Here is a 22,662-nt window from a genome sequence, read left to right on the forward strand (position 1 = left end):
CGTATTATGGAGCCATCACTTATCCCGATGGTTAAGCAGTTTATCTCACAGCGTGACCCATTTGATCGCTTAGATGATATGCAGCTAGACCAATTAGTAAATAGCGTTGAAATTAGCTATTTGACTCAACGGGAAGTGTTGAAGCCGCACCAAATTGCTGGTCAAGGTTTATATCTGGTAAGAACGGGAGCGGTGGAACAACGTTATGAGGATGGCTCCTTAAGAGCAAGGCTGGGGTCTGGGGATGTTTTTGGGTTCAGTGTGTTAAACAAAACCCCAGAATCCCCCGGTGAATACCAAGTGATCGCTATAGAAAACACATTGCTTTATTGCATCCCTCGCGACTCGTTGTTGTTAGCGATGGAACAAAACCAAGCGGTTCGCCATCATTTTGCTTGTGAGGAAGGGCAGCGATTAGCATCACGGCCCAAAATCGATAACCTCACAGAAGATAGCCTGTTGTACTTAAATCCAGTCTCCTCCATTGAAAATGGCAATATCGTCGTGATTACACCCGGCACAAGTGTTCAAGATGCAGCTCAAGAGATGGTGCGAAAGCACCGTTCATCGGCATTAGTCATGGATGGGGAGACATTACTCGGGATCATTACCGATCGTGATCTGACGAAGCGGGTTGTGGCTTTAGGGCTGGATATTAAAACCCCCGTCAGCAAAGTGATGACTGAAAACCCAATCACCATTGCAGCCAATGCTCCTATCATTAATGCCATTGAATTGATGATGCAGCATAACATTCGTAGCTTACCAGTTATGACAAACCACCGTATCACTGGTGTTTTAACTGCAACGAGCTTAGTGCAGAAAAACAGCATGCAAGCGGTGTATTTGATTAGCCGCATTTATCGCCAAGAGAGCCTTGCTGAATTAAAAATGCTTGGGGTACAAAGGCAAGCTGTGTTTGAGTCTTTGATTGAATCCGGTGTTCAATCACACACTATTCAATTAATGATGACATTAATTGCTGATGCATTTAATAAGCAATTGTTAAGGCTGGCGGAACGAGAGCTAGGAGAGCCTCCCTGTGACTATTGCTGGTTTGCCGCAGGTTCACAGGCACGACAAGAGATGCATTATCTTTCAGACCAAGATAATGGGATCATTTTAGCGCGTGAAGTGACTAAGGAGGAGGAGGGCTGGTTTAGGCAACTGGCAGAGTATGTCTGCTATGGTTTAGACGAGTGCGGCTATTCTCTCTGTCCTGGGCATATTATGGCGACCAATCCCAAGTGGTGTAAGCCGTTAACACAGTGGCAGACCTATTATCAACAGTGGCTCAAAGAGCCTGAGCAACTGGCCTTATTAAACATTTCAGTTTTTTTAGATATTCGGTTTCTTTATGGTAGCCAAGTGCTGTTTAACTCATTGGTGCGTTCAGCAGAATCACATTTAAAAGGAAGTAAGCGGTTACTTTCAATGTTGGTCGCTAATTCAACGCGCATAAATCCACCTTTAGGTATGTTTAGGCAGTTTGTGTTGGTTAAAAATGGCGAAAACCACAGTGTCTTTAATATTAAAAAGCAAGCCGTTAATTTATTAGTGGAGCTTGCACGAGTTTACGCATTAGAAGCTGGTATTTTTACGCCATCAACCTTGACTCGGTTTGAAGTGGCGCGTGATTCAGGCATTATCAGTGCAGCGTCTTGCCAAGAGTTAACAGAAGCTTATTTGTTTATTAATCAGGTGCGATTTGGCTGCCAGCGCAGGGCATTGTTAGCCGGAGATGCGTTATCGAATTTAATTGTGCCTCAGCGGCTCACGCAATTTGAACGAAATCATTTGAAAGATGCGTTTCGTATTATAGCTCGCACGCAAGAAGCGGCGGAACAACGTTATCATGCTAAAGGTGTGATGAAATGATAGGTTCAATGCTGTGTTACCATCAGCCATTGGCGCGTTTAGCACGTCGCCGTGCGAAATTATTGCGTTCACCCCAACTACCGAAGCTATTGCAGGCAGCCTTACAATCACCGATACCGAGCGAGGATAGTTTATTAAAAACCCAACAAATTCTGTCGATTGATTTAGAAACTACAGGGTTAGATCCTGAAAAAGATAGAATTTTAAGTATTGGGATGGTGACCATTGCAGATAGCAAAATCCTACTCAAAAGCGCCCAACACTATTATGTGAATGATAACGAACCGGTGAAAGCAGAAACGGCGGTGATTAACCACATTACGCCGGAACAGCTCAGCGATGGGGTATCGTTGCCTCACGCCATTGCATCATTTTTACATGAAGCAAAAGGTAAGTGTATTTTGGCGCACGGCAGTGCGATAGAACATGCTTTTCTTTCTAAGGCATTGAATATCAAAGAACTCCCTTTGCTCTGGTTTGATACACTTAACATTGAAAAAACGTTACTAAGCCATAAGAATATTAATCGTAATGACTTTAGTCTGTCAGCCTTAAGAAGCCGTTATCAGCTACCCGATTATGATGCCCACAATGCGCTCTCTGATGCTATTGCTACAGCAGAACTCTTTTTAGCGCAATCTAAAGTGATTTACCCTTCCCAACATCCTGTTATTAAACAGCTCTATAAGCGCTCACAATAATATTTATAATGATTTTTTGAAATTTTCATTTCATTTTTAACCCTTTTTTATTTCATTCGTGAGATCAGATATAAAGAATATTATTTTTATTTCTTTATATATTAACTAATTACACAAAAAATTAAGGCTAGATCACATAATGAAATTAATATTTCTCGTTTTGTTGAAAATGAAATGAATATTCCGTATAAAGTCAGTATCAAATAAAAACATCAGGCACAGACATCGGGCTAGCTTGCGCTACACATGATGAGTTGCACGAAGGGAGAATACAGAATGAAAGAAATCCGCATTGGTCTGATTGGTACTGGCTATATTGGTCGTGCTCACGCAATAGCTTATGCGCAAGCGCCGACTGTTTTCCCATTAAAAGGCAAATTGGTTCGAGAAATGATCGCGGAAGTCACGCCTGAATTAGCCGAAGCACGTGCTAAAGAGTTGGGCTTTAATCGCTCAACGGATGATTGGCGAAAATTAGTTGCGGACCCAAACATTGATGTGGTCGATATTTGTTCACCAAACTTTTTGCACAAAGAGATGGCGATGGGAGCAATTAAGCATGGCAAACATGTTTATTGCGAAAAACCATTAGCCCTCAACTCTGACGATGCGAAAGAGATGGTGGCTGCCGCTGAGAAAGCTGGTGTGAAAACCTTAGTGGGTTTTAATTACATGAAAAACCCAACGGCCCAATTGGCAAAAGAGATCATCGCTAATGGTGAGATTGGAGAAGTTATTCATTTCTACGGCACTCATAATGAAGATTATATGGCAGATCCTAATGCACCAATCCATTGGCACTGCTTTAAAGAAAAAGCCGGTTTAGGTGCTCTAGGTGATTTGTCAGCCCATATTGTCAACATGGCGCAATTCTTAGTCGGTGATATTGAAACGGTATGCGGTGATATGGAAATTGTCATCAAGCAGCGTCCAGAAAAGGCCGGCTCGTCAGTGATGGTCGATGTGGAAAACGAAGATCAGGCCCATGCCATGGTACGTTTTGCGAGTGGGGCGATGGGCGTTATCGAAACTTCACGGATCGCGGCAGGGCGTAAAATGGGGTTAACCTATGTGGTTACGGGTACTAAAGGGACTTTATCCTTCACCCAAGAGAGAATGGCTGAGCTAAAACTATACCGCCATGATGAGCCTTCCAATCGCCAAGGTTTTAAAACAATTTTAGTTGGTCCAGAGCATCCTGACTATGCACCTTTCTGTAATGGCGCAGGGCATGGTATTGGGTTTAATGACCAAAAAACAGTTGAAGTCCGCGATTTAATTGATGGTGTCGCGACCGGTGAAAATATGTGGCCTGATTTTGAAGAGGGCTGGAAAGTGTCGCGTATTCTCGATGCTATCGCACGTTCTTATGAAGAACAGCGTTGGGTTAAAGTCACTGAAATCAATTAATTCTGTTCAAGGGGTAATTAATGGATAAGCAGAAGAAGTTAGATGTTATCTGCATGGGCCGTATCGCCGTTGACCTTTACGGACAGCAGATAGGTGCACGCTTAGAAGATATGAGTAGCTTTGCTAAGTATCTCGGAGGATCTTCAGGGAACGTTGCGTACGGAACAGCAATACAAGGCTTGAAGTCATCAATGTTGGCGCGTGTTGGTGATGAGCACATGGGACGTTTTATCCGTGAAGAATTACAGCGGGTAGGTTGTGATACTAGCCATCTAATTACGGATAAAGAGCGATTAACTGGGTTAGTGATCTTGGGGATCAAAGATGAAGATACTTTCCCTCTGATCTTCTACCGTGAAAACTGTGCGGATATGGCTATCACGCCAGATGACTTTAGTGAAGAGTACATTGCATCGGCACGTTGTCTGGCGATTACAGGCACCCATTTATCACACCCTAAAACCCGAGCAGCAGTGTTAAAAGCCCTAGAATACGCGAAACGCAACGGGGTGAAAACGGCGATTGATATCGATTACCGTCCAGTACTTTGGGGACTCACTTCATTAGGGGATGGTGAAACCCGCTTTATTGAATCGGACAAAGTGACAGAACAACTGCAAGAGGTTTTATCGTTATTTGATCTGATTGTCGGAACAGAAGAAGAGTTCCATATTGCAGGTGGCTCTACCGACACCATTCAAGCACTAAAAAATATTCGTCAATTGACCGGCGCTGAACTGGTGTGTAAACGAGGTGCACTTGGATGCTCAGTATTTACTGATGCAATCCCAGACACCTTGGATGAAGGTATTACTGTCAAAGGGGTACGGGTTGAAGTCCTGAATGTATTGGGAGCAGGTGACGCCTTTATGTCGGGCTTACTTCGCGGTTATCTCAATGGGGAAGGTTGGGAAAAAGCCTGTACTTATGCCAATGCGTGTGGAGCGCTGGTGGTTTCTCGTCATGGCTGTGCACCAGCGATGCCAAGTCAGCTTGAGTTAGATAACTATCTTGAGCGTGCGGCGGTTGTACCGCGCCCTGACTTAGATCCGATGTTAAATCACTTACATCGTGTTACGACTCGTGCAACACAGTGGGAAGAGCTGTGTGTCATGGCTTTTGATCATCGAATTCAGTTCGTTGATATGGCTCGCGCGGCGGGAGCTGATGTTTCATGTATTCCTTATCTGAAAAAATTGATTTTCCGTGCCAGCCGTGAAGTCGCGGAGGAAGCAAACTTACAAGGTAAAGCGGGGCTACTGTGTGACAGTACATTTGGTCAAGACGTGCTAAATGATGTGACGGGACGTGGTTGGTGGATTGGGCGTCCAATTGAACTACCGGCTTCAAGACCGCTGTGTTTAGAGCACGGTAATATTGGTTCACAGCTAGTCAGTTGGCCAAAAGAGCATATTGTGAAGTGCTTAGTTTTCTTCCACCCAGAAGATAACCATCCACTACGCCTTGAGCAGGAAAAAACGGTACAAGAGGTCTATAGCGCTTGTTGCCAATCCGGCCATGAACTACTGCTTGAAGTTATTCTACCGGCTGATATGGAACGTAATGACGAACTATACCTCAGAGCCATCAAACGCTTCTATAACCTTGGTATCAAGCCAGATTGGTGGAAACTGCCGCCATTGAAAGCCGAGAATTGGGATGAAGTGGATAGATTGATCCAAGAGCGAGACCCTTACTGCCGTGGTGTCGTGTTACTGGGTCTTGATGCGCCACAATCAGAGCTAGAAGCTGGTTTCAATGCTGCTGCTGGGAAATCGATTGTAAAAGGGTTTGCAGTAGGTCGCACCTTATTTGGTAAACCTTCTCTCGCATGGATGAAAGGTGAACTGGATGATGATGCGTTAGTGCAGACCATTAAATCTAATTATCACAACCTGATCGCCTTATGGCGTCAGCGTAAATAATTTTACTCTTACCTATACACAGGAGCTTCATCATGGCAATCCAACTCGGAATTAACCCTTTGACATGGACCAATGATGATTTACCAACATTGGGCGCAGAAACGCCTTTAGAAACATGTTTAACTGAAGGCCGTCAGGCGGGGTTTGCCGGTTTTGAATTAGGCAATAAATTTCCACGTAAAGCCGAAATTTTAGGGCCAATTTTAGAAAAGCATGATCTTAAATTAGTTTCAGGTTGGTATTCAGGCGAACTACTGACTCGCAGCGTAGAAGAAGAAATTGAAGCAGTGCAAGGCCACTTAGCGTTATTACGCGATTTGGGCGCAAAAGTGATGGTGTTCGCGGAAGTCACTCACTGTATTCATGGCGACCAAGACAAACCTGTCCATATGCGTCCTTTGTTCCCTGCGGATAAATGGGAAGAATACGGTAAAAAATTAACCGAATTCGCTAAATATACCTTATCTCAAGGCGTACAAATCGCGTATCACCATCATATGGGAACCGTGATCGAATCAGCGGAAGATGTTGATAACCTGATGAAACACACCGGTGATGAAGTTGGTTTACTGCTTGATACAGGCCACTTAACGTTTGCCGGAGCAGATCCTGTCGAGGTTGCGAAACGTTGGGCTAAACGCATCAACCACGTTCACTGTAAAGATATTCGCCCTGATGTGCTAAAAGACGTGAAAAACCGTAAAACCAGCTTCTTAAATGCTGTTTTAGCGGGTGTCTTTACGGTTCCTGGTGATGGTTGTGTTGATTATCCAGCGGTATTTAAGGTATTGAAAAATAGCCAGTATGAAAATGGCTGGTTAGTGGTTGAAGCGGAGCAAGATCCTGCCATCGCTCATCCGCTGACTTATGCGACAATGGGCTATAAGAATCTGCATAAATTCGCGAAAGATGCAGGTCTTATCTAAATGACCATGGATAGCAAATCTCAATTATTTGAGTTGCTAATAATTGAAGAGTGAAGTTAGCCCGATGAGTCGAGTGATATCGATAATTCGGGTAACTGAGCTTCCACAGCTTAAAGTATTTTTTAGAGGCCGAGGTAAGCGATATGTCTAAATTATTATCAAAGTATCATTCTCCAGATGCGCATAAGCGTACTCAGCATATTACGCCTGAAATCGCCAACTGGGGATATGTGCACTTTGATGTGTATGAACTCAAACAAGGTGAATCTATTTCCTTGCCGGCATCTGAGAATGAAGTTTGTCTAGTGTTGGTTGCAGGTAAAGCAACGGTGAAAACGCCGGGGCAAACATTCGAAAATATCGGCGACCGTATGGATCCTTTTGAGCGCAAAAAACCGTATGCAGTTTATGTGACAGCACAAGAAGCGGTTGAGGTGAAAGCAGAAACGGCGCTAGAGCTAGCAGTATGCCAAGCAAAAGGTAAAGGCACGTATCCGACACGCTTGATAGGGCCAGAAGACATTGATGCTGAGCAGCGTGGTCATGGTAATAACAAGCGTTATGTTCATAACATTCTACCTGATAATAAATCAGCAGATAGCTTACTGGTGGTTGAAGTCTTTACTGATGAAGGGTGCACAAGCTCTTACCCAAGTCACAAGCATGATACCGATAATGAACCTGCAGAAACTTATTTGGAAGAAACCTATTACCACCGTCTGAATCCATCTCAGGGTTTTTGTATGCAGCGTGTTTACACGGATGACCGTGAATTAGACGAGTGCATGGCGGTATATAATAAGGACGTCGTCATGGTGCCTAAAGGCTACCATCCAATGGCAACAATGGCGGGTTACGATAACTATTACTTAAATGTAATGGCTGGCCCGACACGTAAGTGGCTCTTTACGTGGGAAAAAGACCATAGTTGGATCAATAGTGAAACGTATGCCGCTAAACATCGTGATGAAAAGTAGTTATTAATACTCACAGACGGTTGTTTCTTGAATTAGTGAGAAACAGCCGAGGTTGTAGAGTACGTACCAAAACCAAACCAAAATCTGTTATCTATTGTTTGCCGGTAATTTATTACCGGCTTTTTTGTTTATTACGATATTAATAAGTTTGTGATGCCATTATTGCCAGTAATAAACAGTATAAATGTGAAAAATTGAATTGTAATATCAGTCACATTATTAATATATTAACCTGTTTGTGTGTTTCCATTGTGTTAATTTTGTGTAAACAAAAAACATGATGAGTGAGGTGTCAATGAAGCGTAAAACAGGTTTTTTCTTCGATGAACATTGTTTTTGGCATAGTACTGGCTTACATGCCACAACGTTACCCGTTGGCGGCTGGGTACAGCCTCCCGCTGGAGCTTCACATGCGGAATCACCGGAAACGAAAAGGCGGCTGAAAAGCCTAATGGATGTTTCTGGTTTAAGCCGCTCTCTGATTTTATCTTCCGCTGAGCCTGCAACTGAAGAGACATTACTTAAAATACATCCTCAAGAATATTTAACCCGTTTTAAACAAGTGAGTGATAATGGGGGAGGGCTGTTGGGAAAAGAAGCACCATTAGGCCCTGGAAGCTATGAGATTGCTAAATTATCTGTAGGATTGGCTTGTGCTGCTGTAGAGGCAGTACTTAAAGGCGAACTGGACAATGCTTATAGTCTTTCACGTCCACCGGGTCACCACTGTTTACCGGATGAATCGATGGGATTTTGTTTCCTTGCGAATATCCCATTAGCGATCGAACGCGCTAAGACACTATTTAATATTGAGCGTATCGCTGTCATTGATTGGGATGTTCACCATGGCAATGGAACTCAACATATTTTTTGGGATCGCTCAGATGTTTTAACCATTTCAATACACCAAGATGGTTGTTTTCCTCCTGGGTACAGTGGGGAAGATGATATTGGTGGTGGAGATGGTACAGGGTATAACATAAATATTCCGCTACTCGCGGGAGCAGGGCACAACAGTTACATCTATGCGATGGAGCAGATAGTGATCCCTGCATTGGCACGTTTTAAGCCTGAATTGATTATTGTGGCGAGTGGTTATGATGCGAATGCCATGGATCCATTAGCCAGAATGCAACTGCATAGTGAGAGTTTTCGTGACATGACTCGTCTTGTGATGAATGCCGCGGATAGCTTGTGTGACGGTAAGTTAGTTATCGTTCATGAAGGTGGATATTCAGAGGCGTATGTGCCTTTCTGTGGACTTGCTGTTATAGAAGAGATGAGCGGTGTACGTACCGAAGTGGCTGACCCCTTATTGGATTTTATTAGGTTACAGCAACCAAGAGCGGAGTTTGAACATTTTCAGCAACAGTTACTGGATAAGCTGAAAAAGAAATTTGGCTTATAACCAAATAAGTTTAGGTTTGCTCCTCGTGATGTGAGTCAGGAGCAAACCCTGCTTTTTAATAAGCAGCTGTAAATTGTTTGCGAATAAATTGCGGCTTTTCTGCTTCATCAAGAATGGCAACCGCAAGATCTTCAACTGAAATTTTGGCAGGAACGTTACCGTTCATCAATAATTGGTTGCCTGCAAGCCGAAATGTTTGTGTGCGCTCACCTGATTCTAACACCGCGGCAGGAGAGACAAATGTCCAATCTAGCTCGGGGGTGTTTTGCAGTTGTTGTTTGAACTCTCTGACCGCTTGCGCTCCCGGTTTGATTTCAGCAGGGAAGTCAGGGGAATCGATTAATTCTACTCCAGGAGCGATTTCAAGACTCCCAGCACCCCCTACGACAATAAAGCGTTTAACGCCAGACTGTTTGACGGCCTGTAAAATAGCCTGATTGCCTGTCACTGTATCTTGATATAGGTTTGGGTTTTGCCAACCGCCATTAAAAGCACTGATTACAATATCCTGCCCTTTAAGGCGTGCTGTTAGCCAAGCAATATCAGTAACATCCCCTGAAGCGGTGACTAAATGAGCATGTTGCTGTAGTTGGTTACTATGGCGAGAAATGGCTGTCACTTGATGTTGGCGAAATAAGGCTTCATTCACGAGAACCTTGCCGACGAAACCCGTCGCTCCAATAATCGATATTTTCATCATTTTCCCCGCAAGTTATTAATAACATTAAGCTATAGTGAAGTTTTATAGCTGCAATTGGATCAGATTTCCTACATCGCTCTATTTGAGTATATCTCAATGTGGAGAAGTATAGTGGTATTCCCTTAACCATTTACTGAACATTACGCGCAGTTTTCGGGAGAAGTAATGGGAACGCCCTGAACACTCAGGGCATCTTAGCTAGACAGGTTGTTATTTGGCATCCCTAAACAGTTTTAAGATGATACTTGTGATAATGGCAATAACGCCACCTAATGCCGTTTCCAATACCCTATCAAATAGCAGTACATAGGCAGGGTGTCGCCAATAGATGACCTGTTCAAGCACGGAAAGGATCAAACTTGTCACGATAAAGGTCATAAAAGTATAACCATGATGGAAACTCATCGGCATTAAAAAGGCAAAAACCACAATAGCGGTAAGACCAATATAAGGCATCAAAGGGGTATTGAATAAAAAATAAAGTAAAATAACCGAGAGCAAACTACCCGCAACACGTTGTAGCGTTATATGAATAATACTTTGTGATTTTGGATGTAGAACAAACACAAATGTCAGTAGCGTCCAATAAAAATGGCCGAGCTCCAACATCCGAGGGATCGCTAACGAAAGTGATAAACCAATAGCATAAGTCATCGACCGAGGAATAATGTATTTGCGTAGCGTAAATAAATTTTGTTCGACGAGGCTACCAGTAAGGATAATATGGCGATGCATCTTCTTACTTAGCAGGTAACAGGTCATTAGGGTGACGCTGCTCCCAATTAAAAAACCCAGTGCAAGGCTCTTTGATATATCCGGTAGAACCGTTCCAATGGTTGACATGATAATCATAAATTTCATCGTCAAATCCATAACGGGATCGGTTCCATAGAGTTGATAATAAATAAAAGAGAAAATAGCTAGGTAAACATAAAAGCTGGTGCCTAACCGTAAGGTATCCCCAATAAAAATGGCGAGCATGATCATGGCTAACCAAAAAGCCGTATAGAAATAGTTTTTATACTCTTTAGCAGCGTTAAAAAGGTTAAAGGCATATAGTGTTGAGAAAGCGGCCCACATAGAAGCTTGTACATCCATAATGGCGAAAGCAACTGCTGCACTTAATAGCATACAGCCACTAAACATAAGACCGTCATTAATCGCTGGTATTTTCCTCATAAAAAGATGCTCACAAATTGCGGTGTAAGTTATTATTTATTAAAGTAAATTTATACTATCATAAATATCAGCCAAAGGTCTGTACTCAATCAATTAGAATGAAAATAGACACAAAATGCCAAATTCCATCTAACGGTATTTTTTGCCATCTAAAAATTGCATAATAATCTAAGAGCATGTCATTAGAATTAAAATAAGGAATCTGTAATGCAAGTGAATCCCCATGATTTTGTCTGGATCAGCAGCCTTGATGATTTACCCGTGGAATCACTGCCGGAATGGGTTATTTCTCAATGGAATAAGCAATTGCCATTGGTCGTACGCCGAGAAGCAACGGATGAAAATAAACTTTCAGTGGGTATTCGAGGGATCAAACCGGGACAGCGTGTTATTACTCAAATAGATAAGTCAGCAATTACTCATATTATGAATGTAGAGTCTCTCGTTTCTAACTCACGAGAATTACAGCGCTCTATGTTTATCGCATTACCGCCAGTACAAGTATTATTATTACTTTCACAGCATAATTGGCCATGGAAATGGGCGGTGACAGGGAGCTGTGCCTATACATTAGTGACCGATATTCAAAGTATGCTCGCAGATTGTGATTTGGATGTTTTGATCCGTTGCCCTACGCGCCACAAAAAAGAAGACTTTGCGGAGTTTGCCATTAAAGCGAATACGCCTTTATGCCGCATTGATATACATGTTGAGACACCAAAAGGTGGTTTCTCTTTGGCAGAATGGTTTAAAAACGAAAAAGTCACGCTTCATACGCCGAATGGCGATGTCATGACAGCAGATCCATGGGATGAAAACCTGTAATTGATGGTGTTACAACCGATATTTGCGGGCGATTTAGCCATATTGAATAAAAATTAGTTTTGATGCTCGTACAGATGATTTTTTTATAAACAATCGGTTAAGTTGGGCTGCAAACAGCCCAATCGTATTAGATATGTTCAACGCTTGGCTCTTCAAGCCCTGCTCGATACCATTCCTGCATTGCCGGTAACGCTAGCATGCGGTCAACCCATTGTTGAGCGGCATTACTCATAGGCAGTTGATAACTACGGATCCTAAAGGCGACAGGGGCGTAAAAAGCATCCACCGCCGTAAATTGATTCCCTGCTAGCCATGGTCCACCAAAGGTCGTAAAGCCTTCTTGCCATAACTGTTGAAGCCGATTAAGGTCGGCTTGTAATTCTCGAGAAAGTTTTTCTAATGGAGCTTGGTGAGTCAGATTCATCGGACATGTTTGGCGAAGCGCCGTGAATCCAGAGTGCATTTCTGCACTAGCGCAGCGAGCCCATGCACGTGCTTGTTTATCAGCAGGCCATACTTGAGGGAACGCTTCATAGAGATACTCACAAATCGCCAGCGAATCCCAGATCGTTTGCTTCCCATCGACTAAGCAAGGAACAAGGCCAGTGGGCGAGAAATTTTTAAACTTATCGTGGCTACTTTTCCCTCTACCAGTTTCAAAATAACAGAGGTTTTCATCGAAAGGGATACCGAGCGTTTTGAGCAAAACCCAAGGGCGTAGTGACCACGAAGAGTAATTTTTATTAGCAATCCAAAGTTTGTACATAGTATGACACCCTATATCGGTAGAATAATGAGAGGGAAGATAGTGGCTAACAAGCCCATTTAATTTAAGTGTTTTATGGACAATGACAACGATTTATTAGACAGAATACAAAATTAGGTTATATTTTTTTTATATAAGTTATAACGAAAATTATAGTTGCAATAAGAGTAATAAAAATAAATGGTTTCTTTTATTTACATAAACTGAAGATAATTTTATTTACATTAAATGATTGGCACTAGACAAATTGAAATTTATTGAAAAAACGATAATGTTGATAGTATTTGAATATGTTCAACAAAATATTTGTTTAAGTTAGGGATAGGAATAATTTAAAAATCCCCTTATGATTACGGCAGGTTATTAAAACAAATGATTACCTTTTAATTTATAAGGCTATTTATCATGCAATGGAAAAATAGTGCCACTCGTTATGGGCATATATCACTGCTCATACATTGGTTAGTTGCGATTGTTGTATATGGAATGTTCGCACTGGGTTTATGGATGGTGACCCTTGGTTACTATGATAGTTGGTATCATCAAGCACCCGAAATTCATAAAAGTATAGGTATTTTATTATTTATTGTTATGGCATTTCGTGTGATTTGGCGGTTTATTTCTCCGTCACCTAAACCGCTTGAGAGTTATAGTCGTTTAACCAAAATAAGTTCAGCGATCGTACAAATATTAATTTATGTGATTTTATTTAGTATTTTGATCAGTGGTTATTTAATCTCAACTGCTGATGGCCAACCCATTAGTGTTTTTGGTTGGTTTGAAGTACCCGCTTTATTTACTGGTGCAGCAACACAAGCAGATACAGCAGGGGATATTCATCTTTATCTTGCTTGGGCAGTTGTTTTGCTATCACTTTTACATGCCTTTGCAGCATTTAAACATCACTTCTTTGATGGTGATATTACTTTAAAAAGAATGTTGGGTTTTAATCCCGATAAATAAACGTGGAGAAAGATATGTTTAAGAAAACGGTTCTTGGTCTGGCAACTGGAGCATTATTTTTAACAGCAGGTTCTGCATTAGCTGAAACCTATAAATTTGATAAGCAAGGTCAACACGCATTTATCGAATTCCGTATCCAACATTTGGGTTATAGCTGGGTTTATGGCAGCTTTAAAGACTTTGATGGTAGCTTTACCTACGATGCAAAAGATCCTGCAAAAGACAAAGTCGAGGTGACAATTAAAACGGGTAGCATCGATACTAACCATGCTGAACGTGATAAGCACCTACGTAGTGGCGATTTCTTGAATGCGGCGAAGTACCCAGAAGCGAAATTTGTCTCTACTGACGTGAAAAAAGAGGGTGAAAATTACAAAATTACAGGTGATTTCACACTCAATGGTGTCACTAAACCTATCACTTTAGATGCTAAATTGATGGGTGAAGGTAAAGACCCTTGGGGTGGATACCGTGCTGGTTTTGAAGCACAAGGGAATATTAAACTGAAAGATTTTAACATCAAATCAGACTTAGGTCCTAAATCTCAAGAAGTTGAGTTGTTAATTTCAGTTGAAGGCGTGCAAGAGAAGTAATGATTCTTTAGCCTAAAATGCCCTCAATGCGACCCGCGCATTGGGGGCAATATATTTGGATTTTTAATTTCCTTTTTTCCTATAGCTTAATGACTTTGTAACAGGGTAGAATACATTAAAAATCAAATGGCTTGATCGTAAGTGCTTATTTAGGATAAGTCAGTTGAGGCGATTTATTAGTCAGGCATTGTTATAAAGGTATAGGCTCTTGGAGACAAATAATTCACGTAAAACAGCACTGGTTGTTGTTGTTATTTTTATCGCGTTTGCACTCGGTTTTTATTGGTTGGGCAAAGATAACAATACATTATCAACACAAGCAGAGGCTGAAGTTCAATCAAGCTCTTTAGAGGCACCATTAAGCGTTGCTCAGATAGAGGCATTATCTGATATCGAAAAAGATATGCCGGTTATTAAAACGATAAAAAAAATCAATCCTGATGTTTATCAAGCCATAGAAAATATTGTTCGTGATTACGATCCTTCTAATGAACTACTGAGCCGACATATGTTTGATCAGATAGTGGGTAGTGTCATGAAGCTCGTGACTGAACGTATCCCTTATGCTTCGGATGAATCCATCATTAATTTTACCAGCAAAGTGAACGATTATTTAAATGTGCTGTTGGAAGCAGACCCGTCAGGAAAAACCTGTTTCTATTCACTGTTCCCATATTTGCGTGATTCAGCGGCGATTATGCCACCACAAAAAAGTCATTCGGTCCTCCTTAAACAATTAGAGGCAACCAATGAATTACTGATTTCCAGTGAAGCTGGCGTTAAACAGCCGACATTGTCGAATGAAGAAAAAAACACAATTCTGACGAATATTCAGGCTAAATTAACTGCAAAATATGGTAAGAAAACCTCATTACTAGGGGATTTAGAAAAAGCTAAGCAGCAACCGGCCGTCACTTGCCGTATTACAATGAGTTTTTACGATCACATTTTGGCGATGCCAGATAGCCAGAAAAAAGCGGCCTTTTTACGCTCTCTATTCGCTGGCACGAATCAATAATCAGTGACGCAATATCCCATCTTAAAATGATGGGATATTGCTTCATCATGTTATTTCCCTGCCAAATATGACGGTTTAATAGACAAAGTCGAATATATCCTCACATTAATGAATGTATTTTTTGAAGCTAAATAGCCTTTAATTGTTATTGAATGTTTCAAAAGGTTGATTCGTCCTGCGCATAGCTCATAATTCTTCTATACTTTTATCATCAAATTATATTTTCAATTTTATGATGAATATGAACATGTTAATTGAGCCAAGTTGATACATTTTATTTATTCAGTCCATCACTGTTTGACGATGTGTAAAGTCTATTGGCGGTAACTCTTTGTTTCTAGGAGGTCAGATGTCGTTTGTTAAGAAAAGCATGGTTGCACTACTCACCGCGGCCGCAGTTTATGTTCCCTCAGTTGTCACTCAAGCATGTACGCGCGTCGTGTATTTAGGTGAAGATCAGCAAACCATGACAGCGAGGACGATGGACTGGAAATATGATATTGGGACTAATTTATGGATATTTCCGCGAGGAATGAAGAGAGAGGGTATCGCTGGGCCTAACTCCCTAAAATGGACGTCAAAATACGGTAGTGTGATTGCATCAGGCTATGATATTTCAACGACCGATGGGGTGAATGAAAAAGGTTTAGTGGCTAATTTATTATGGCTTGCAGAATCACAATACCCGCCAGCGAATGATAAGCAGCCAGCGCTCTCTATCTCATTATGGGCCCAATATATGCTTGATAACTTTGCGACGGTGGCTGAAGCAGTAGAAGCATTAGAGAAAACACCGTTATTGGTTATGACCGATAACGTACCCGGGCAAGACCGTTTAGCCACTTTGCATTTATCATTGTCAGATGCGAGTGGTGATAGTGCGATTGTTGAATACATTAATGGTAAGCAAGTTATCCACCACAGTCGCCAATATCAAGTCATGACAAATTCACCTATTTATGAAAAGCAATTAGCTATGCAGGAATATTGGCAAGGAATAGGTGGTACGGTTATGTTGCCGGGCACAAACCGCTCAGCGGATCGGTTTGCACGTGCACAATTTTATATTAATGCTATCCCACAACAGACAACACCAAATAAAGCCGTTGCCAGTGTGTTCGGCGTTATTCGTAATGTGTCTGTTCCTTATGGATTAACCACAGAAAACTCACCTGAAATTTCCTCGACTCGCTGGCGGACTCTAGTTGATCATAAACGTCAACTCTATTTCTTCGAATCCGCTCTAACCCCAAATATCTTTTGGACTAACCTTAAGAAGATTGATTTCTCTGCTGAAACGGGCAAGGTGAAAAAACTGACCCTCGGTGCTGAGCAGAGTCATATTTTTTCTGGCGATGCGACCAATGAGTATGTAGAGAGTGAGCCTTTTGAGTTTTTAGGTTTATCAGCAAAACAACTGGGTTATTAATCTTCCGCTATCAACCTTCTGGTTTTCCAGAAGGTTGATTCTGATCAAGCTACCAAACATCATCTTATGAAACCTTTGCAGGTCGATTAATAAAGTTATAAGATGTATTTAATATGCAACTTAAAGGTGATGATATGAGCGAGTTAGTTTGTTATAAGACTATGCCTGTGTGGGATAAAGCCTCTCTTCCTCTGATGTTTCAAGAGCGCCATAACACGAAAGAAGATACCTATGCACAACTTCGAGTACTAAAAGGAACACTCGATTTTGTTATTTTTTCAGAAGACGGTAGCGAGCAAAAATTTACATTTGATATTAATAACCAACCACCGATTATTGAGCCTCAAGTTTGGCATCGAATTTCGGATTGCAGCGATGATATGCAGTGCCAACTCTCCTTTTTATGTCATCCCGATATCAAATTCTATAAAGAATATGGCTTAACTATCCCACATTCGGAAGTGAGATTTTTGTGTGAAAATAACCTGTCTCAGCCATGTAAAACGTTAGATTTAGGATCAGGACGTGGACGCAATAGCTTCTATCTTGCATTGCAAGGTTATGACGTGACAGCGGTAGATATTAACCCACAACATATTCAGGCCATTGAATTTGTCAAAAAACAAGCTGGTATAGAGAATATTAAAACTGCGATTTATGATATTAATAGCCATCAAATCAAAGACGATTATGATTTAATCATCTCTACCGTTGTATTAATGTTTTTGCAGCGTGAACGTATTGCGGATGTTATTGCTAACATGCAAGCACACACATTACCGGGTGGTATTAATGTGATCGTATGTGCTGCTGAAACGCCAGATGCTCCTTTAGATTTGATCCCATTCAAATGCTTTCTCAAAGCAGGGGAGTTGCATGAATATTACAAAGACTGGGAGATTTTAAAATATAATGAAAATCCTGGTCATCTGCATAGAACGGATGCGCAAGGTAACCGTATAAAACTTAATTTTGCGACATTAATTGCCAAAAAGCGGTAGTGTTTGATTAGGTTAAGACAATTGCGGGATGCGTAAAACATCCCGCTGGTTGATTAAGCTTAGCTCGCCGCTTTGGTTTGCTCTGCTGATTTTTCTTGCGCACTTCTTTGCAATGTTCTTTCTAATAAAACCGAGTAAAGTGGTCTACCACCTAAAAATTGCGCTACCATGGTCGCGCCTAGACAGGTAATAATCATAGGTAAAATAAGTTGGTAGTTACTGGTCATTTCGAGTACTAACACTAACCCCGTTAGCGGCGCTCTGACTGTCGCGGCAAATAAAGCGCCCATACCCGCAATAGCAAAAGTGCCCACTTCAATGTGGTAATCCGGAAAAAGCTCTAACACGCAGTAACCGTAAATGCCACCGAAAAGCGTACCTAAAGCGAGTAGTGGAGAGAAAATACCACCGGGGGCACCAGAGCTAAAGCTGATAGTGGATGTGAGGAAGCGTAGGGCAAAAAACAGTATTAAGACCGATACAGTAAAACTTCCTGCTACCATTTGGTGGATCACAGAAAAACCGCCTCCAACAACTTCAGGAGTATAAACACCAATAGCACCACAGCATCCACCGATTAGGCCTCCCATTAATACAAAACGAGAAACTTTATTTTGATAAAATGCGAGGAATTTCGTTTGTAGATAAAGCAAAAAGCGGTTAAAGCAAATACCAATCACCCCAAATAGCATTCCTAAAATTAAATAAAGCCATAATGTATTTAAGGGGGCAGATGAAAATTGTCCAATATTTAAGATGGCGGCTTGACCACTGATTAATTGGTAGACAATGGTAGAGGTAATTGAACCAATAAACACCGCTTTTATGGATATTAAGCTATATTTAAACTGTGGACGCATCTCTTCAATAATAAATAAGATACCTGCCAGTGGGGCATTGAACGCCGTTGATAGCCCCGCTGCTGCACCCGCAGCTAATAACGTATGACGTGATTCATTATCTTTAATACGAAAAATATCATAAAACATTTGGCTGATATTGGCGCCGAGCTGTACTGTTGGGCCTTCGCGGCCTAGCACCATTCCAGAGCCTAATGCACCTAATCCACCAAAAAATTTAACGGGGATAACGCGCCACCATCGTACAGGGCGTAGGTCTTGTAATGCGCCTTCAATTTCAGGTATCCCTGATCCCCCTGACTCTGGTGAGATTTTCTTGACGAGATAATAGCCTATCATCGCTAATATTGCAGATACTGCAAACATAGCAGGAATAAGTAGCCATTTGTCGGTAATAAGTTCATTAACAGAACTGCTTCGATAGTTGCTCACCCATGTTGTGCCTAGTTCAAATAAGGTTCCCACCAAGCCAACAAATGCACCAATGACCGCGGATAAAAGCAATATGCCAAATGGGGTCTTATTAGATTCTTTTAATCGTCTGAGTATTCCGAAACGATATTTCATTGCGGATTGACTCATTGAACTTTGTTCAGACATCTTTTTATGACTCTCTATTAGTGATGTATAGCAACTTATTGTAATTTTAGTATGACAAGCAGTATGTCAAACCATACCACAATTTTATTGTCAGGTATTTTATTTAATAAACAAAGCAAATAAAACGTAAGACTTTACTTTTTTTAATTATTGGAATATGACGTTATTTAATTAAAGTGAAATTAATAAGTCATAAATGTGTAATCATTTATAATATCTGTATAAAGTAAGCTAGTTTAAGTAAATAATAAGGGATATGCGCTAAAGTTTATTAGATTTGTTAATAAAATAATCGGTAAGTTAATATTTAAGTCGGGGAATGACAGGACGTTTGGGGATAATTGCGTATGATGGAATTCACCCCACTATGAAAACCATAATGGGGGTGAATTACTTAAATAGATTTAAAATTGGTAAATTAAACCTAAGCCAAGCACATTGTCTGTATTGATACCATAGTCATCGGTGAATTGGTTATCTTTTAATAAATTGATTTTGTAATCAATGACAGCGGCCATATTCTTGTTGAAATCGTAGGATGCACCAACTGCAATATACTTCACTAAGTCTTTATTGCCATAATTACCTAGGTTTTTACCTTTAGATTGGTTATAGCCAATGGAGGGTGTCAGGCCAAAATCGAACGAATACAATGCAACTAGTTCAAGATTTTCTGTTTTGTTGGCAATCGCCTCAGCGTCATCATCGCCAAATCGGGTTGTGTTGAGTGTTTGCCCATACATCGCGGCTAAATATAACTCATCAAGTTCTAATTTACTGCCAAGGTTCCAAGCTTCGGCGCGTTTTCCTGTTGCTCCCGTTTTAATATTATTCTGGCTTGGCGTACGCGATGAATTTGAATAACCGCCACCAATTGAGAGACCCCAACCTAATTCATAAGCGGTAGAAAAACCGTAGCCATCACCATTGTTATCTAATGCGCTTGAGCCGGTTGATTTATTTTGATCGCCATTTTTACCTTGGTACTGTAGAGCGAAGCTTAAACCATCAATATAACCAAAACCATTGTTATTACGATAAGTTAGTAAATTGCGGTTACGGCCCATCATGAAGGTATCTTCTTGATCCATGGTATCAGCACCCCAAAGTGGCAATACGTCTGTCCAAGCATTGGTATCATAAATCACACCATAATTACGACCGTAATCAAGTGAGCCGTAGTCTGCAAATTTTAATCCAGCGTACGCTAAACGATTTTGGTTATCATTACTGGTTTCCGCTTTATTGGTCGACGTTTCCCACTCAAAACGACCAAAACCAATTAACTGGTCTGTAATTTGCGTGTCACCTTTAAACCCTAAACGGACTCGTGAATCATCCCCATCTTCCCCGCTTTTTGCATCGGCAAAATAGTGGCGAACATCAATTTGACCGTAAACATCCAGTTTATTGCCATCTTTGTTATAAACCTCAGCAGCATTGGTAACACCCGCCGCGAATAATGTGCAGATAGTCACTGCAAGAATAGTCTTTTTCTTCATAAAAAATCCTTTAAGCCATTTACTAACTAAGTGAAATCTTTTTGTACCTAACAAATTAAGCGCGGGTATTATCAAGTTAACAAATCAAATTTAGCAAGTACTAATTCGAGCAAAAATGAAACTATTTATCTTAAGGATACTGTCATAAGGCTAATTTTCCTTATTTTATTAGTGAGATAGATGCAAATAGTTCTCATTTACTAAAAACATTAATATAGATCAATAAAGCATCAGATAAGCTTTAAATCCGCTTTCTTATTATCGAAAAAGGTTTAATCTTAATGTTGTATTCAAAATGCAACTTATGAGGCAATGAACATGTACTGTGTGCAATGTGAACAAACAATTAGAACTCCAGCTGGCAATGGCTGTGCATACGCGCAGGGTATGTGCGGTAAAACGGCGGAAACGTCTGACCTGCAAGATTTATTAGTGGCTGTACTACAAAGTCTGTCGGCGAGTGCAGTTACGGCCCGTGAATTGGGAATTATTGACCACGATGTCGATAGCTTTGCTCCTCGAGCTTTTTTCTCAACACTGACAAACGTTAACTTTGATTCAGAGCGTATTATTGGCTATGCACGTGAAGCGATTTATCTGCGTGATAAATTAATCAAGCAATGCCAAGCTAAAAATAGTGCCATTGTGTTTAATCACCCCCTGATTAATATCCAATTAAATGGTAACGATATTGCGACCTTGCAAAAACAAGCCGAAGCGTTCGCACTTGATATTGATAAAGCACAAGTGGGTGATGATATTCATGGCTTACGCATGCTTTGCTTATATGGGCTAAAAGGTGCTGCCGCTTATATGGAGCATGCTCATGTATTGGGCCAATATGATAATGAGATTTATCGTCAATATCATCAAATCATGGCGTGGCTCGGTACATTACCAGCGGATATGAATGAACTGCTTGATAACGCGATGGCGATTGGCCAAATGAATTTCAAAGTCATGGAAATTCTAGATGCAGGTGAAACAGGGGAGTTTGGTCACCCTGTGCCAACAGAGGTCAATGTTCGCCCTGTTGCTGGTAAATGTATTCTTATTTCAGGCCATGACCTGAAAGATTTGAAAATGTTGTTAGAACAAACGGAAGGAACGGGGATTAATATTTATACTCACGGTGAGATGTTACCTGCTCACGGTTACCCTGAACTTAAAAAATATTCACACCTTGTTGGTAACTATGGTAGTGGTTGGCAAAATCAGCAAACGGAATTCGCGAAATTTCCGGGTCCTGTGCTGATGACTTCAAACTGTATTATCGACCCTGATGTCGGTCAGTATAAAGATCGTATTTGGACTCGCAGTATCGTGGGTTGGCCTGGAGCGAAACATTTAACGGGAGATGATTTTTCTGAAATGATCAATCAAGCTCTATCAATGAATGGCTTCCCATATACAGAAATTGAACACAAAATTACGGTTGGTTTTGGTCGTCAAACATTATTGAGTGCCGCTGATACCGTAATTGATTTAGTTTCACAGAAAAAATTACGTCACGTATTTTTAGTAGGGGGTTGTGATGGTAGCCGTGGTGAGCGTAGTTATTATACGGATTTCGCTCGCAGTGTACCGGAAGACTGCTTAATTCTCACGTTGGCATGCGGTAAATATCGTTTCAATAAATTAGACTTTGGTACATTGGAAGGCTTGCCTCGTCTACTAGATGTGGGTCAGTGTAATGATGCTTATTCAGCAATCATGCTTGCAGTGAACTTAGCCGAAAAATTAGGTTGTGGCGTTAATGATTTACCATTGAGCTTGATTCTGTCTTGGTTTGAACAAAAAGCGATTGTTATTTTACTGACGCTGTTGTCGCTGGGCGTTAAAAATATTTATACCGGCCCAACAGCACCTGGTTTCTTAACTGAAAACTTATTAAATGTGCTGAACGAAAAATTTGGTATGCGTAGCATTACAACAGTTGAACAAGATCTAGCTGAAATTCTGCCTGCTTAATATTAAGAGTGAAGGGGGGATATTTCCCCC

The 22,662-nt window shown here is 41.0% G+C and carries 19 protein-coding genes; 14 read left to right on the forward strand and 5 right to left on the reverse strand.

All coding sequences use genetic code 11. From position 1 onward, the window contains the following. Positions 1–6 precede the first annotated feature (6 nt). From PR833_RS05120 to PR833_RS05150, 7 genes are all read left to right on the forward strand, one after another. Complete coding sequence (locus tag PR833_RS05120; RefSeq protein WP_014656439.1) at positions 7–1,878, forward strand: DUF294 nucleotidyltransferase-like domain-containing protein; 1,872 nt, start codon at positions 7–9, stop codon at positions 1,876–1,878. After that, on the forward strand, positions 1,875–2,579 hold the full coding sequence (locus PR833_RS05125; protein ID WP_004922098.1) for a 3'-5' exonuclease: 705 nt from the start codon (positions 1,875–1,877) through the stop codon (positions 2,577–2,579). Before PR833_RS05120 ends, PR833_RS05125 begins: the two co-directional genes overlap by 4 nt. Before the next feature lie 276 nt (positions 2,580–2,855). Further along, a complete protein-coding gene (locus PR833_RS05130; RefSeq protein WP_272525940.1) occupies positions 2,856–3,989 on the forward strand; it encodes a Gfo/Idh/MocA family protein in 1,134 nt (377 codons plus the stop codon). 20 nt (positions 3,990–4,009) lie between these two features. Continuing rightward, positions 4,010–5,914 carry a bifunctional 5-dehydro-2-deoxygluconokinase/5-dehydro-2-deoxyphosphogluconate aldolase gene (locus PR833_RS05135; protein ID WP_004922090.1) on the forward strand — a complete coding sequence of 635 codons (1,905 nt, stop codon included), beginning with the start codon at positions 4,010–4,012 and terminating at the stop codon, positions 5,912–5,914. A 32-nt stretch (positions 5,915–5,946) separates the two neighbouring features. Further along, on the forward strand, positions 5,947–6,840 hold the full coding sequence (gene iolE / locus PR833_RS05140) for a myo-inosose-2 dehydratase (RefSeq protein WP_004922086.1): 894 nt from the start codon (positions 5,947–5,949) through the stop codon (positions 6,838–6,840). Positions 6,841–6,983: 143 nt separating this feature from the next. After that, positions 6,984–7,817, forward strand: a complete 834-nt coding sequence (gene iolB / locus PR833_RS05145) for a 5-deoxy-glucuronate isomerase (RefSeq protein WP_004922083.1) — start codon at positions 6,984–6,986, stop codon at positions 7,815–7,817. A 295-nt stretch (positions 7,818–8,112) separates the two neighbouring features. Next, positions 8,113–9,225, forward strand: a complete 1,113-nt coding sequence (locus tag PR833_RS05150) for a class II histone deacetylase (RefSeq protein WP_014656437.1) — start codon at positions 8,113–8,115, stop codon at positions 9,223–9,225. 55 nt (positions 9,226–9,280) lie between these two features. Here the strand turns inward: PR833_RS05150 and PR833_RS05155 are convergent, their stop codons facing one another. Continuing rightward, positions 9,281–9,922, reverse strand: coding sequence for an NAD(P)-dependent oxidoreductase (locus PR833_RS05155; RefSeq protein WP_014656436.1), 642 nt, complete (start codon positions 9,920–9,922; stop codon positions 9,281–9,283). 213 nt (positions 9,923–10,135) lie between these two features. Continuing rightward, complete coding sequence (locus PR833_RS05160) at positions 10,136–11,104, reverse strand: FUSC family protein (RefSeq protein ID WP_004922072.1); 969 nt, start codon at positions 11,102–11,104, stop codon at positions 10,136–10,138. Between the two features lie 207 nt (positions 11,105–11,311). On the opposite strand from PR833_RS05160, the gene PR833_RS05165 reads away from it, so the two are divergent. Then, positions 11,312–11,929 (forward strand): malonate decarboxylase holo-ACP synthase, encoded by a 618-nt coding sequence (locus PR833_RS05165; RefSeq protein ID WP_004922067.1) that lies wholly within the window; start codon positions 11,312–11,314, stop codon positions 11,927–11,929. A gap of 127 nt (positions 11,930–12,056) precedes the next feature. Here the strand turns inward: PR833_RS05165 and PR833_RS05170 are convergent, their stop codons facing one another. Beyond that, on the reverse strand, positions 12,057–12,695 hold the full coding sequence (locus PR833_RS05170) for a glutathione S-transferase family protein (RefSeq protein ID WP_014656435.1): 639 nt from the start codon (positions 12,693–12,695) through the stop codon (positions 12,057–12,059). A 405-nt stretch (positions 12,696–13,100) separates the two neighbouring features. Here PR833_RS05170 and PR833_RS05175 point away from each other — a divergent pair, with 405 nt between their 5' ends. The 5 genes from PR833_RS05175 (at position 13,101) to tehB (ending at position 17,699) form a co-directional block, all read left to right on the forward strand. Beyond that, complete coding sequence (locus PR833_RS05175; protein WP_272525941.1) at positions 13,101–13,658, forward strand: cytochrome b; 558 nt, start codon at positions 13,101–13,103, stop codon at positions 13,656–13,658. A gap of 14 nt (positions 13,659–13,672) precedes the next feature. Next, positions 13,673–14,251 (forward strand): YceI family protein, encoded by a 579-nt coding sequence (locus PR833_RS05180; RefSeq protein ID WP_014656434.1) that lies wholly within the window; start codon positions 13,673–13,675, stop codon positions 14,249–14,251. Positions 14,252–14,459: 208 nt separating this feature from the next. After that, positions 14,460–15,269, forward strand: a complete 810-nt coding sequence (locus tag PR833_RS05185) for a topoisomerase IV (protein ID WP_272525942.1) — start codon at positions 14,460–14,462, stop codon at positions 15,267–15,269. 349 nt (positions 15,270–15,618) lie between these two features. Next, positions 15,619–16,698, forward strand: a complete 1,080-nt coding sequence (locus tag PR833_RS05190; RefSeq protein ID WP_004922053.1) for a linear amide C-N hydrolase — start codon at positions 15,619–15,621, stop codon at positions 16,696–16,698. A 113-nt stretch (positions 16,699–16,811) separates the two neighbouring features. Further along, the gene (gene tehB / locus PR833_RS05195; protein WP_004922049.1) at positions 16,812–17,699 is read left to right on the forward strand and encodes an SAM-dependent methyltransferase TehB; all 888 of its coding nucleotides are present in this window, start codon (positions 16,812–16,814) and stop codon (positions 17,697–17,699) included. Positions 17,700–17,758: 59 nt separating this feature from the next. On the opposite strand, the gene clcA is transcribed toward tehB, so the two are convergent. Continuing rightward, positions 17,759–19,159 carry a H(+)/Cl(-) exchange transporter ClcA gene (gene clcA, locus PR833_RS05200; protein WP_036941215.1) on the reverse strand — a complete coding sequence of 467 codons (1,401 nt, stop codon included), beginning with the start codon at positions 19,157–19,159 and terminating at the stop codon, positions 17,759–17,761. A 404-nt stretch (positions 19,160–19,563) separates the two neighbouring features. After that, a complete protein-coding gene (locus PR833_RS05205; RefSeq protein ID WP_014656430.1) occupies positions 19,564–20,661 on the reverse strand; it encodes a porin in 1,098 nt (365 codons plus the stop codon). A 318-nt stretch (positions 20,662–20,979) separates the two neighbouring features. Between PR833_RS05205 and hcp the strand changes: the two genes are divergently transcribed. Continuing rightward, on the forward strand, positions 20,980–22,632 hold the full coding sequence (hcp, locus tag PR833_RS05210; RefSeq protein WP_014656429.1) for a hydroxylamine reductase: 1,653 nt from the start codon (positions 20,980–20,982) through the stop codon (positions 22,630–22,632). Positions 22,633–22,662: the final 30 nt, after the last annotated feature.

Origin of the sequence: Providencia sp. PROV189 (assembly GCF_028480065.1) — a bacterium.
Taxonomy (GTDB): domain Bacteria; phylum Pseudomonadota; class Gammaproteobacteria; order Enterobacterales; family Enterobacteriaceae; genus Providencia; species Providencia stuartii.

Bases quoted from the DNA above. Each gene is read 5' to 3' on its own strand.
- PR833_RS05160 (WP_004922072.1), bottom strand. From the start codon at position 11,104: ATGAGGAAAATACCAGCGATTAATGACGGTCTTATGTTTAGTGGCTGT.
- PR833_RS05125 (WP_004922098.1), top strand. From the start codon at position 1,875: ATGATAGGTTCAATGCTGTGTTACCATCAGCCATTGGCGCGTTTAGCA.
- iolE (WP_004922086.1), top strand. From the start codon at position 5,947: ATGGCAATCCAACTCGGAATTAACCCTTTGACATGGACCAATGATGAT.
- PR833_RS05130 (WP_272525940.1), top strand. From the start codon at position 2,856: ATGAAAGAAATCCGCATTGGTCTGATTGGTACTGGCTATATTGGTCGT.
- PR833_RS05180 (WP_014656434.1), top strand. From the start codon at position 13,673: ATGTTTAAGAAAACGGTTCTTGGTCTGGCAACTGGAGCATTATTTTTA.
- tehB (WP_004922049.1), top strand. From the start codon at position 16,812: ATGCAACTTAAAGGTGATGATATGAGCGAGTTAGTTTGTTATAAGACT.
- PR833_RS05150 (WP_014656437.1), top strand. From the start codon at position 8,113: ATGAAGCGTAAAACAGGTTTTTTCTTCGATGAACATTGTTTTTGGCAT.
- PR833_RS05205 (WP_014656430.1), bottom strand. From the start codon at position 20,661: ATGAAGAAAAAGACTATTCTTGCAGTGACTATCTGCACATTATTCGCG.
- PR833_RS05175 (WP_272525941.1), top strand. From the start codon at position 13,101: ATGCAATGGAAAAATAGTGCCACTCGTTATGGGCATATATCACTGCTC.
- iolB (WP_004922083.1), top strand. From the start codon at position 6,984: ATGTCTAAATTATTATCAAAGTATCATTCTCCAGATGCGCATAAGCGT.
- PR833_RS05155 (WP_014656436.1), bottom strand. From the start codon at position 9,922: ATGAAAATATCGATTATTGGAGCGACGGGTTTCGTCGGCAAGGTTCTC.
- PR833_RS05135 (WP_004922090.1), top strand. From the start codon at position 4,010: ATGGATAAGCAGAAGAAGTTAGATGTTATCTGCATGGGCCGTATCGCC.
- PR833_RS05170 (WP_014656435.1), bottom strand. From the start codon at position 12,695: ATGTACAAACTTTGGATTGCTAATAAAAATTACTCTTCGTGGTCACTA.
- PR833_RS05165 (WP_004922067.1), top strand. From the start codon at position 11,312: ATGCAAGTGAATCCCCATGATTTTGTCTGGATCAGCAGCCTTGATGAT.
- PR833_RS05190 (WP_004922053.1), top strand. From the start codon at position 15,619: ATGTCGTTTGTTAAGAAAAGCATGGTTGCACTACTCACCGCGGCCGCA.
- clcA (WP_036941215.1), bottom strand. From the start codon at position 19,159: ATGTCTGAACAAAGTTCAATGAGTCAATCCGCAATGAAATATCGTTTC.
- PR833_RS05120 (WP_014656439.1), top strand. From the start codon at position 7: ATGGAGCCATCACTTATCCCGATGGTTAAGCAGTTTATCTCACAGCGT.
- hcp (WP_014656429.1), top strand. From the start codon at position 20,980: ATGTACTGTGTGCAATGTGAACAAACAATTAGAACTCCAGCTGGCAAT.